10 protein-coding genes and 2 tRNA genes are annotated in these 11,886 nt (G+C 39.2%); 11 read left to right on the forward strand and 1 reads right to left on the reverse strand.

The window, feature by feature from the left end; all coding sequences use genetic code 11:
• Positions 1-111: 111 nt before the first annotated feature.
• The 9 genes from LCL89_RS00665 (at position 112) to LCL89_RS00705 (ending at position 6,565) form a co-directional block, all read left to right on the forward strand.
• Positions 112-603 (forward strand): MarR family winged helix-turn-helix transcriptional regulator, encoded by a 492-nt coding sequence (locus LCL89_RS00665; RefSeq protein ID WP_224807156.1) that lies wholly within the window; start codon positions 112-114, stop codon positions 601-603.
• A gap of 14 nt (positions 604-617) precedes the next feature.
• The gene (racE, locus tag LCL89_RS00670; RefSeq protein ID WP_197316642.1) at positions 618-1,439 is read left to right on the forward strand and encodes a glutamate racemase; all 822 of its coding nucleotides are present in this window, start codon (positions 618-620) and stop codon (positions 1,437-1,439) included.
• A 225-nt stretch (positions 1,440-1,664) separates the two neighbouring features.
• On the forward strand, positions 1,665-2,747 hold the full coding sequence (locus LCL89_RS00675; protein ID WP_224807158.1) for a GerMN domain-containing protein: 1,083 nt from the start codon (positions 1,665-1,667) through the stop codon (positions 2,745-2,747).
• A gap of 164 nt (positions 2,748-2,911) precedes the next feature.
• Positions 2,912-3,682 (forward strand): ribonuclease PH, encoded by a 771-nt coding sequence (gene rph, locus LCL89_RS00680; RefSeq protein WP_197316640.1) that lies wholly within the window; start codon positions 2,912-2,914, stop codon positions 3,680-3,682.
• Complete coding sequence (locus LCL89_RS00685; protein WP_224807159.1) at positions 3,679-4,275, forward strand: XTP/dITP diphosphatase; 597 nt, start codon at positions 3,679-3,681, stop codon at positions 4,273-4,275. Before rph ends, LCL89_RS00685 begins: the two co-directional genes overlap by 4 nt.
• A 36-nt stretch (positions 4,276-4,311) precedes the next feature.
• The gene (locus LCL89_RS00690) at positions 4,312-4,821 is read left to right on the forward strand and encodes a metallophosphoesterase (protein WP_404813378.1); all 510 of its coding nucleotides are present in this window, start codon (positions 4,312-4,314) and stop codon (positions 4,819-4,821) included.
• 92 nt (positions 4,822-4,913) lie between these two features.
• Positions 4,914-4,987: transfer RNA gene (locus LCL89_RS00695), tRNA-Gly, on the forward strand.
• A 15-nt stretch (positions 4,988-5,002) separates the two neighbouring features.
• A tRNA-Arg gene (locus LCL89_RS00700) sits at positions 5,003-5,076 on the forward strand.
• Between the two features lie 253 nt (positions 5,077-5,329).
• A complete protein-coding gene (locus LCL89_RS00705; protein ID WP_224807162.1) occupies positions 5,330-6,565 on the forward strand; it encodes a hypothetical protein in 1,236 nt (411 codons plus the stop codon).
• A gap of 101 nt (positions 6,566-6,666) precedes the next feature.
• Here LCL89_RS00705 and LCL89_RS16860 read toward each other — a convergent pair whose 3' ends face one another.
• Positions 6,667-7,008: a tyrosine-type recombinase/integrase gene (locus LCL89_RS16860; protein ID WP_404813379.1), complete on the reverse strand. Its 342-nt coding sequence runs from the start codon at positions 7,006-7,008 to the stop codon at positions 6,667-6,669.
• A 1,382-nt stretch (positions 7,009-8,390) separates the two neighbouring features.
• Here LCL89_RS16860 and LCL89_RS00715 point away from each other — a divergent pair.
• Together LCL89_RS00715 and LCL89_RS00720 are read left to right on the forward strand one after the other, a co-directional pair.
• Positions 8,391-10,007 carry a DEAD/DEAH box helicase gene (locus LCL89_RS00715; RefSeq protein WP_224807166.1) on the forward strand — a complete coding sequence of 539 codons (1,617 nt, stop codon included), beginning with the start codon at positions 8,391-8,393 and terminating at the stop codon, positions 10,005-10,007.
• Entirely contained in the window at positions 10,004-11,839 is a 1,836-nt protein-coding gene (locus tag LCL89_RS00720; RefSeq protein WP_224807168.1) for an ATP-binding protein, read from the forward strand. The genes LCL89_RS00715 and LCL89_RS00720 overlap by 4 nt, the downstream gene beginning before the upstream one ends.
• Positions 11,840-11,886: the final 47 nt, after the last annotated feature.

The following is an 11,886-nucleotide window of genomic DNA, read 5'->3' on the forward strand; positions in this document are numbered from 1 at the left end:
GAAAGCTCCTTTCAGGTATTGTACGATTCAATACCTGAAAGGTTTTTATTCAAATGACATCGTTTTCCTTGATATTTTTCTGTTGAGAGTTGAAAATGGGCTTTACATAGTATGGATTCATTAGGAGTGCTAGATGTGAATGGAGCAAATGAAACTTCAATGATTGCAGATGTGGAAAAAGAATTAAGATACATATCCGGCATCATTAAACAAAGAGGACGAGTCATCTTAAATCATTATCCTATTACCGCACCGCAGTTTGTCGCTTTACAATGGTTGTTGGAAAAAGGCGATATGACCATTGGAGAATTATCAAAATGTATACACCTCGCCTGCAGTACGACCACTGATTTAGTTGATCGGATGGAAAACAACGGACTCGTCGAAAGAGTCAGGGATCCAAATGACCGTAGAGTAGTTCGGATTCATGTATTATCCAAGGGTGAAGAAATCATACACGAAGTCATACAGAAACGGCAGAATTATTTAGAAGGTGTTTTGGAAGACTTTCCTGATGAAGACGTAGAAACATTAAAACTTATGCTGCGTAAGCTTCATGGGAAAATGATGCATGTCGGCCAAGAAGAAAGCAATCGAGATTAAATGAGGGATGTATTGTGAAACGACCGATAGGAGTCATAGATTCAGGGGTAGGCGGACTGACTGTTGCAAGAGAATTGATGCGTCAATTACCAAAAGAAGCTTTTTTGTATCTGGGTGATACTCAGCGGTGCCCTTATGGACCCAGATCAGAACAAGAAGTGCGTGCCTTTACATGGCAGATGGTCAATTATCTATTGAGGAAAAATATCAAAATGCTCATTGTCGCTTGTAATACAGCCACTGCGTATACGTTGCAGGAGCTTCAGGAAAACCTTGATATCCCTGTCATAGGCGTCATTGAACCAGGAGCTAGAGCTGCCATCAAAGTCAGTCAAAATAAGAGGATAGGTGTCATAGGAACGGAAGGGACCATCCAAAGTAAAGCTTATCCAAGGGCTTTGCAATCGATAGATGAGAATATCCGCATTAATGATTTGGCATGCCCTCCATTCGTTCCGATGGTTGAGGATGGAATGTTATCCGGGCCTGAAGCAGAAGGGATTGTAGCGAGAACATTACAGCCCCTCAAAAATATGAATCATATCGATACATTGATTTTAGGATGCACCCACTATCCCTTGATAAAAGGGTTGGTTCAAAATGAGATGGGGAATCACATTCAAGTCATCAGTTCAGGTGAAGAAACTGCACGTGAAGCAAGCTTGATTTTATCCTATCAGGGCTTATTGAATCAAAGTGAGGAAGATCCGGTTCATGAATTTTACACGACGGGTAACATGGAAAAATTCAGAAGCGTAGCAAACAGTTGGTTTGACCAACCTGTGCAAGTATTAAAAAGGATCAGATTGGACCATGTTCAAAGCTCTGCTATTTGATTATCATAAACAGAACTTCTCAATTGAATAAGCAAGGTGAAACGCTCTGATTTTAATCAGAGCGTTTTTTCAAATCCTTTTACAACTTGAAAGTCTTCCTAAGTTATCTTTTGAGTACAAGGCGTCCAGTAAAAGGTCGGCGAGAATGCGGATTAAAAACCCTTGGTCTATTCCTCCTGATAGCTCGTATACATGGTAGTACAATCTATGTCAGGGGGTAATCGTATGAAAAAATACTGGGTTAAGCCTTTTGTTTTTGCTTTATTCATCTTTTTGGCCATGGTATTATCCGGCTGCTTATTTGAAGGTGAGCAGGCGTTAGAAAAAATGGATACACCTCATGAAGACGTGACCACAGAAGTGGACCCGAATAAAGATGAACCAGCTCCTGAAGGTGAGGGGGAAAGCAGCGGGGATTCAGAGCAGCCAAAAGAGTCTTCAACGGTTCAAAGAGAGATTTACTTAATGGATCGACATGGGATGATTGTTCCAAGGACCATAGAGCTTCCGGCGTCTGCAGAAGTAGCGAAGCAGTCGTTGGAATACATGGTCAAGGATGGACCGGTCACTGAATTGCTTCCAAACGGTTTTCAAGCTGTTTTACCAGCTGGAACTCAAATCTTAGGTTTGAACCCGGAAGCAGACGGAACTCTAGTGGTCGATGTATCACAGGAATTCAAAAATTACGATGCTAAAGATGAACAGAAAATCCTTCAAGCCATGACCTATACGTTGACTCAATTCGATAATGTCAAGAGGATCAAATTGTGGATCAATGGACATGAGCAGGATGTGATGCCAGTTGGTGGAACGCCGATTACGAATGGTGTATCCCGTTCAGATGGAATCAACATCCATGTGGGTGATCATACAGATGTGATCAACAGCCAGGCTGTTACTGTATACTTTCCTTCGCAAAATGGAAAAGAGGTCTATCATGTACCAGTGACAACAAGAGTGAAAAAAGGTGAGGATGTTTACTCCACAGTGGTGCAGGCATTGTTGAACGGTCCTGAAATTGGATCGGCACTCTTGCACCCTTTTAATGAAGGGGCTGAGGTTTTGGACGCGAATGTTCAAAACGGCATTTTATCGCTGTCGTTTAACGAGGCGTTGTTGACAGGACAGGACCTTCCATCATTATCGGACGCTGCTTTATCAAGTTTGGTCATGAGCCTTACAGAGCTTGAAGATGTCGATTCTATTGAAGTTAAAGTGGACGGTTCCGAACTTGTGATGAGTGAATCAGGGGAACCTATCGTGGAACCGGTCAGCCGAGGAGACCTGACACCAGCAGAAAGTATGTAAGATGAAATAAGATAAGCATTCCTTACAAGTATGTAAGGAATGCTTTTTTTGGTTCGTTAAAGTCATTATCTGAAGTGCCTGGGTTTTTGTTTCAACTACCGAGGATATATAAATTGTGTTAAGATGGGCTAGGATAATGGTGAAGCAGAAGGAGGTCGTTTTCGTTGAGAAAAGATCATAGAAATATAAACGAACTAAGAGAAGTGACGATTGAAACAGATTATGTCAAACATCCTGAAGGATCGGTCCTTATCAGTTTTGGTGATACAAAAGTGATTTGTAACGCAAGTGTAGAAGACCGGGTACCTCCTTTCTTGAGAGGGCAGGGGAAAGGCTGGATAACAGCAGAGTATGCCATGCTGCCACGTGCTACTGAGCAGAGAAACATTAGAGAATCCTCAAAAGGAAAAGTGTCAGGTCGTACGATGGAGATTCAAAGGCTTATTGGCCGTGCACTTCGTGCTGTTGTAGACCTCGACCAAATTGGAGAACGGACATTATGGGTGGATTGTGATGTCATCCAGGCTGATGGAGGCACGCGTACAGCTTCAATTACAGGTGCGTTTGTAGCAGTCGTTTTAGCTTTTGGTAAGCTGGTGAAAAACGGCACATTGAAAAAAATGCCCGTCAATGACTTCTTGACAGCTATATCTGTAGGCGTTTTACCGGATGGAAGTGAAATCCTGGATTTATGCTATGAAGAAGACAGCAAAGCTCATGTCGATATGAATGTGGTCATGACAGGTCAGGGTGAATTTGTTGAGTTGCAGGGAACAGGAGAAGAAGCGACGTTCTCTATGCCTCAATTACAAAAAATGCTGAGCTTGGCACAAGAAGGTGTCGATCAATTGATTCAACACCAGGAAAACGCCATCGGCGAGTGGGCGGATGTAATTAGAGGAAAACAAACTTCCGCAGTGAATGATAAGTCATGAAGGAATTAATCGTTGCTACAAAGAATGAAGGAAAAGTAAGAGAGTTCCGTCAGTTATTTTCTGAGTATGGAATAGCCGTGAAGTCTTTGTTGGACTTTGATGAACCTATTGAGGATATAGAGGAAACCGGCACAACCTTTGCAGAAAATGCGACGATTAAAGCAGAAGCGATCTCAGAAGCTTACAACACCCCTGTAATTGCTGACGATTCCGGTTTAGTCGTTGATGCGTTAGGAGGAGAGCCGGGAGTTTATTCTGCACGCTATGCCGGAGAAGAAAAGAATGACCAAAAGAATCTTGAAAAAGTGATAAAAAAACTGGAAGACGTGCCAGTCAATGAACGTACGGCTCGTTTCGTTTGTGCAATAGCAGTAGCTCGTCCTGGGTTTGAAACTTTTGTCAAAGAAGGCTATTGTGAAGGCAGCATAGCTGTTGAGCCTCAAGGTCAACACGGATTCGGATATGATCCAATTTTTATTCCTGAATCTTCTGAACGGACGATGGCAGAACACACGTCAGAAGAGAAAAACTCAATCAGTCATCGCCATCACGCGATTCTTCAATTGGAAGAGTGGTTGAAAAATCAATCATAATAAAAGAGGTGAACAATCTTGCCCAAAGTTTTAATTATGAGTGATAGTCATGGACTGAAAGAGGAAGTCCTTGATATTAAAAAGCGGCATGAACATGAAGTGGATGCTATGATCCATTGTGGTGATTCCGAATTGCCCTTGGAGTCAGAGGAGTTGGCAGGGTTTTATTATGCCAAGGGGAACTGTGACTTTGAACCAGGTATGGAAAATGAGCAAGTCTTCAATGTAGGAGGGGTCACGTTTTTAGTCGTTCACGGGCACCTTCATCAAGTCAAATCCACTTTAATGCCTCTGTCTTATCGAGCGGAGGAAGTAGGGGCTCAAATCGCATGTTTTGGGCACTCCCATATCGTAGGAGCTGAAAAGGTGAGTGGAAAACTTTTCATAAACCCTGGAAGTTCCCGCCTGCCAAGGGATAGAGAAGAGCCCACTTATGCTATTCTTGAATGGAGCGATGAACAAGACATGCACTTACAATATTTCCATGTCAACGGGAAACCGATGTCTGATTTGCAGATGACGACATCAATTGCAGCAAAGGAATAATTCTTTGCTGCAAACCTATTGACTTATTTGGAATATGATACTATAATAATTCTTGTCCGCTTCAAAAGGACACAAAAAATAAATGAATAAATGCGGGTGTAGTTTAATGGTAAAACCTCAGCCTTCCAAGCTGATGACGAGGGTTCGATTCCCTTCACCCGCTCCATACATAATTCTTTTTGTCCCAGTAGCTCAGCTGGATAGAGCAACAGCCTTCTAAGCTGTGGGTCGGGAGTTCGAATCTCTCCTGGGACGCTAACATTTAAACGCTGAATCCTTTCTGTAGCATAGGATTCAGCGTTTTTTCTAATACCTGAATTTTGTATGCAGTCTATTAGATACCTAGTTTGAGGCAGCAATGAGGCAGGATTTTAATCAGTAATAGTTGATATGGTCAGGGAAAAAATTGGTCGTTGAGTGAATAGCGAAATAACAGTATCATTTTAAATTGCAATGGAACTACTTGTGGTATTCCAATTGTAATTTAATTTGAAAGGTGTAGAGAAATTTGGAAGTTATAATTGCAGACGAATTTAGCGTTCCAGGTGAATCTTTACGAAGAATGCCTAACCCTGTAGAACAAGGTATTGATAGTGATGTTCAAGTTTACGAGTTTTATCTTCAGGTAAAGCATATTCATAAATTTGCAAATTTACCTATGGATACGAACCCACGTGAACAACATCTTGGCAGTTCTGTTTCGCAAGACATTCGCAATTCGGTAAGGTCTCCAAACCATAGTTTGTTTCACATCCTCAACAAAGGAATAACTGTTTCAGTTTTTAAAGTGAACTATGACAATAGAACCGGAATGGTAACGTTCTATTTAGACGATCCTAAATATCACGGGAATATTGATGGTGGACATACTTTAAAGATTCTCTTGAATGAAATGGACCACGAACATGCTAAAGAGAAATTCGTAAAAGTTGAGCTTATTACGGGACTTAACAAGAACAACTTTGTGGAAGTAACCCATGCAAGAAATACTGCTGCTAAGGTAGAACAGTTTACAATTGCAGAGCTAGAAGATAAGTTCGACATTATTAAAGAAGGATTAAACAATGAATCATTTTTAGAGAGAGTAACATTCAAGCAATTTGAGGAAAAGGTAAATAAAGATAAAAATATTCCAGTTAGACACATTACAGGTATGTTAAACTTGTTCAATATTGATAAGTATGACAATACTACTCATCCAACGACTACCTATACTGGAGTTGGAAATACCATCAACTACTACCTCGATAATTATAATCATTGCAAGAATGCAAGCGAAAACCCATATTATAAAATGATTCCTGTAATGAGCGATTTCTTTAAGATTCACTCTCTAATTGAATCCAATTTTAAAGAGTATTATAACGAGTACGGTGGTGAAGGAAAAAAACGTGCAAACTATCTAAACCTTAGTTTTGCATCTAGTGATGATAAGACACTACACCGAGTTAAGTACTCTAATGAAGATGAATACATTTCCTACGACGTACCTGATGGCTTAATTTATCCCATAGTAGCTTCTTTCAGGGCACTTTTAGCTGAAAGAAATGGCAAATATTATTGGGTGGTCAATCCTTATAATTTTATGAACAGTGTTATAGATAAGCTCTTTAACCTTACTGGAGAAAAGTTGAGGAGTATTGCAAATAATCCAAGTGCGGTTGGGAAAGATTTTTCTCATTGGTTCACATTATATATGGTTGTAGAACATGAGCTCATGAAATATCAAATGCAGCTTAAATAAATGCCGATCCCCCTTGATTTTACTCAAGGGGGATCGATTTAGGACTTATTAATTTTTGAAGAAAACACTGAAGTACTTAGCTGCCAATTGATCAACTTCCTCTATGTGATGCTCATAGATATCCTTAATTGTACCAATTTTTTATGACTCACTCGGGAACTAATCGATTTAGTGGGAACATTCTGTTGAATTAAGTACGTTACAGAATAATGTCTTAAATCATGAAAATTAATGCCTTCAATCTTGTGACGCACCCTAAACCTTGTCCACCACTGGCTTACACTATCCGGTTTAATTGGCTTACCTAATTCATCAGCAAATAGAAATATACGCTTAGAATCATACTGACGGTCGAGAGTTCCAAGGAACTCTTTCTTCCTTCTACTTTTAATTTTGGTGACCATGCCCAACAATTCCTTCGATATAGATGCAGTTTCCTCCATGCCTTTTTTGATTTCTTTTGTGATCAATAATCCATTTGTCAGTTAGGAGAGCGATTGTTCAAAATTTATGTCACTTTTATCCTCCAATATATGTTTTTCTTCCAGCGCTACAAGCTCACCTTCTCGGCCCCCTGTAACGAAAGCAATCCAGAAAATGGCCTTTACCATAATGTGCTATCCTATGCAATTGGGGCATATACGAGCAACAGTATGAGGGTGATCTGGCCCACCATCAGATAACCTGTTGATATGATGAGCCTCTAAAAATGGTTTGTCATTTACAGTAAGAAAAGGTGCAGGTTCTAGACCAGCTTCACACACTCCCTGTGAGCGAACTAATAGATAAGTCTTTATAGCTTCTGACCTTTGCCTTACGATAACTTTACGTTCTTGATGTGTAGTTGCTTTCGTATTATTTTGAGTAGCTATCTTAAATAACTCATCAAGCTCGAGGGTGGGCTCTAACTAAATATCGTTTGGTTGATCAACAGTCGCACTCTGAGTTCTTTCGAATTCAAAGACAATGATCTCTCTCATTTTTTTGTCGAGACTACGACTAATTTGGTAGCCAATACAGGTTAAGTGCCCCAGAAATTCGTATTTTCCAGAGGGAAGTGTTTTCTCAAAAAAACATCTTTCTCATCTTCAATATGGTCTCTTAATCTTTTGTTCTCTTCTTTAAATGCTTGGCCTCCGACCTTTCCTTCACCGGTGTAGAAATAAGTGATATTATCTTGCCACCCGTCCTCTTAGCCAAAATCTTTTCCTGACTTCCTGTAAAGATGAAAATCATTGGGTGATCTTTTGATGCAGAAATCCCTCGTTACCTATTTCCGCCAAATTCGTCAAGTATATTTTTTCGTCTATAGATTCTTCTAAAATTAAAGGATAGATCGAGCTGGGTGCTAAATACGGTCTTAACCCCCACTTCCCATTGCCTTTACCATTTAGTGCATAGAATAAATCACTTTTGTCGCCTGGAGAACCAGTGAAAATATAGCAATCACTAGAGTGTAGATAAATGTTTTTTCTTATTTGAGCTTTCCAATCTGTGTAACCTCAAAGATTTACTAAGATGCTATTTTCGATTTCTCTGTATATCTCTTTGAGAGTTCCTTCACTACTAAGTTTTTTTAGTGCATTAATAATTGTTTCAGTCCAAAGGTTTCGAGAATCCATTCAAATATCTTCATGTGAGTCTAAATAATTTTAATATCATGTCGAAATTACTCTTGGGTTCTTATTCTTATCGATTGTAATAGTCTAATATTAATAAACAAATTATAGCAAAAACAATAAAATATGTTAAAAGCTATTACGATTGTAGTACTATTTTGTTACAATAGACCCAAAGTTTGGGACAGTAGGAAGAGGTTGGTTAGATGCTTAACATTGAAAAAGTCCTTTCTAGAGCTGATGAGATCACTGTTCAAGAGATTATTGGTACTCAAACGATAAAGATACTGCGGTTAGTAGATGAAAAATACCAGTATAATAATGCTCTTAAGAAAATGGTTCTAGAGATAGAAGGTAAAAATTTGTTATTACTAGATCAATCGTTGCGTAATACAATAATTGATCTGTTGAAACCAGAGGAAGTTAAATTCTTAGGAACTGTTTTAGGTATTAATGTGTCTGAATCTTCTTTAATTAATGGATACGAAAAAATAAAGAAGAAGAAGTTTGCTAGAGGATCTAATGATGAAAGAGAATTGTTCACGTTTTTTGATATGGCACCACCTGACTTAGAAGTAAAGGAAGTTAATCAGGATAAATTACAAACTCAAGGTCATTACCCCTTATTTAAACACCAAAGGGTTGCTTCAAGAAATGTGGAGGATCTACTGAGTGTCTCACCCAAGAAAACATTGCTTCATATGCCTACAGGTTCTGGAAAAACAAGAACAGCTATGAATATCATTGCCGATCACTTTAGAAAGCATGAACCGACCGTTGTTATTTGGCTCGCAGCTACTGAAGAGTTATGTGAGCAGGCGGCTGAAGAATTCGAGAAAGCCTGGAGCTTTCTTGGTAACAGGCAGATTAATGTACATAAATATTGGGGGAATAGGTCCTTGAACCCTTCTAAGTTGGAAGAAGGACTTGTAGTGGCCGGTTTTCCTAAGCTAACTTCTGCAGCTAAGAAGGAAAATGGCCATCAGTTCATGGCTTCATTAGCAAATAGAGTTTCTTTCGTTGTTGTAGACGAAGCCCACCAAGCTATAGCGTCAACTTATAAATTTGTATTAGATTTCATGTTTGATCATGATCACAATAAGAAGTTATTAGGTTTAAGCGCTACACCTGGAAGGACTTATGATGACGTAGAAGCTGATCAGAAGTTGGCGAATTTTTTCTCTAAGAAGAAAGTAATATTAGAAGTGGATGGTTACGAAAATCCCGTCGACTATCTGATCGATGAAGGTTATCTAGCCAGTGTTAATTATACTCAAATGATGTATGATGGCGCTTCGTTCAATGATGTTGATTTCGACAACTTGAAAGAATTTCCTAAAAGTGTATTGAACCACCTTGGGGATGATGAAGACAGAAATATTAAAGTTATCTACGAAGCAATTAGATTATCTAAAAGGCATAAAAGAATCATACTTTTTGCACCTTCTGTGGAATCCTCTGAAAGTATTGCCTTTGTGTTAAGCAGAATGGGGGTCACTTCATACTCTTTAACCGGAAGTACGAATCCCCATAAAAGAAAAACCGTTATAGAGGATTTCAGAAACGACAAGGATGAGGTCAAAATCCTATGTAATTATGGAGTCTTGACCACAGGATTTGATGCCCCTCAAACAAGTGCAGCAATAATTGCACGTCCAACATTTTCCTTAGTTTTATACAGCCAAATGGTAGGAAGGGCGATAAGAGGAGAAAGAGCAGGAGGAAATAAAGAGGCTGAAATCGTAACAGTTGTCGACCGAGGACTTCCTGGGTTTAGGTCTGTTGCTGAATCATTTATTAATTGGGAGGATGTATGGCAATGAACACTGAAACTACAAAAAACAATTCCTTTGTTCCAGCCCATCTAGCTATAGAAGCTATGAGGGATAATGGTTACAGAAATACTGCTTATGCAGTAGCGGAGCTTATAGACAATTCAATTCAAGCGGGAGCTTCTAACGTAGAGTTACTTTGTGCTGAAGAAGAAGTTCAAATGAAAACACGAACAGGGAAGCGTCTCAAAGAAATTGCAATACTGGATAATGGAAGTGGAATGGACTCAGACGTCTTAGCTAAAGCGTTGCAATTTGGTAACGGCACAAGGCTTAAGAAATCCGAAAGAACTGGAATGGGTAGATTTGGAATGGGACTACCGGCTTCTTCAATTTCTCAAGGAAAGCGAGTAGATGTATGGAGCTGGCAAAATGGAATTGAAAATGCTCAAGCTGTTACTTTAGACATTGATGATGTAAGAAAGCATAAAGTAGGAGATATGCCTTCACCAGTTAATAAACCGATTCCCGAAGAATGGCTAGAAGCTGGTAGCGTTTTTGCTGATTCCGGAACTTTAGTTGTTTGGTCTAAATTAGATCGCTTGATGTGGACTAGAGGAGAAACATTGGTTTCTCACTCAGAGTTACTTATCGGTAGAATGTATCGGAAATTTATCTATGATAATTCTGTAAAGATAAACCTCAAGGTTTTCGAATATTACAATCCATCTATGTCGTCTTTCGAGAAGTATACATTGCCTAATGATCCACTTTATCTAATGGAAAACACTAGTTGCTCTGAACCTTTTAATGAAGATGCAATGTTTTTACCTTATGGCGGTATAGAAAATTATGAAAAGAAATTCACCATAGAAGCGGATGGTGAAGAGCATGAGATGACTATAAGACTTTCTCTTGCTAAGGATGAGGCTAGAACTGGGAATGCAGGTAATAAGCCCCATGGGAAACACGCAGCGAGTAATGTTGGTATTTCCATTGTTAGAGCAGGTCGAGAACTAGAATTAGACAATACATTGGTTTTAAAATATGATCCGACTGAGAGATGGTGGGGGGTGGAGGTTGATTTTCCGCCTTCTTTAGATGAGCTTATGGGGGTAACCAACAATAAGCAAACTGCTAGGAATTTCTCTGATATCTTAAGTATCATAGAAGATATCGAAAAAATGCAAAAAAATAATAAGAGCATAAGAGAAATTCAAGCTGAATACGAAGAAGAAGGGGATCCTAGAGCGCCTCTTATCGTAGTTTGTGATTTTATCAATAAGAAAATAAAACAGATGAGAAAGTACGTTAACATGCAGAACAAAGGGACTAGAAAGAAAAGATATGAAGATCCTGATAATGGTCCTGAGAAAAAGGCAACTGACTTCACAAATAAAAGAAAAGACAATGGATATTCAGGGGCTAGTGATGCAGATGAAATAAATCCTCCTGATCGCAGAGAACAGGACATTGAAGAAGGTTTAACAAGTCAAGGCTTAGATGAAAGTACTGCGAAAGAAGTTGCGCAATTTACTGTTAAGCATAATCTTAAGTATTCCTTTACTGAGTTTCCTTTTGAGAGTGATGCTTTCTTCACAGTCCGCCCATGTGGTGGTGCTATTAACATTGCAATTAACAAGGAGCACCCTGCATATAGTAATTTGGTGGAAGTGTTACTAGATAATGGAGATGAGACAGAAAGTGTCGAGAAGTTAAGAGAACGTTTAGCGAAAGCTTCGACAGGTTTGAAATTGTTATTGGCTGCATGGGCAAGACACGAAGATGAAGCTCCAGATGGTCAAAGAAAAGATATGATTCAAGCTATTAGAAGAGAATGGGGGATAGTAGCTAAGAACTTCATGAGAGAAAGAGAAGGTTAATAGGTATGAGTTTTATCCTCCACTCAAAAGAATTCTTAAGCACATTA

The sequence above is a fragment of the Halobacillus yeomjeoni genome (assembly GCF_020171525.1).
Lineage (GTDB): Bacteria > Bacillota > Bacilli > Bacillales > Halobacillaceae > Halobacillus > Halobacillus yeomjeoni.

What these genes read in the sequence shown, in the direction of transcription:
- LCL89_RS00665 (WP_224807156.1), top strand. Translation starts at nt 112, where the DNA reads ATGGATTCATTAGGAGTGCTAGATGTGAATGGAGCAAATGAAACTTCA.
- LCL89_RS00675 (WP_224807158.1), top strand. Translation starts at nt 1,665, where the DNA reads ATGAAAAAATACTGGGTTAAGCCTTTTGTTTTTGCTTTATTCATCTTT.
- LCL89_RS00685 (WP_224807159.1), top strand. Translation starts at nt 3,679, where the DNA reads ATGAAGGAATTAATCGTTGCTACAAAGAATGAAGGAAAAGTAAGAGAG.
- LCL89_RS00690 (WP_404813378.1), top strand. Translation starts at nt 4,312, where the DNA reads ATGAGTGATAGTCATGGACTGAAAGAGGAAGTCCTTGATATTAAAAAG.
- LCL89_RS16860 (WP_404813379.1), bottom strand. Translation starts at nt 7,008, where the DNA reads ATGGAGGAAACTGCATCTATATCGAAGGAATTGTTGGGCATGGTCACC.
- LCL89_RS00715 (WP_224807166.1), top strand. Translation starts at nt 8,391, where the DNA reads ATGCTTAACATTGAAAAAGTCCTTTCTAGAGCTGATGAGATCACTGTT.
- LCL89_RS00720 (WP_224807168.1), top strand. Translation starts at nt 10,004, where the DNA reads ATGAACACTGAAACTACAAAAAACAATTCCTTTGTTCCAGCCCATCTA.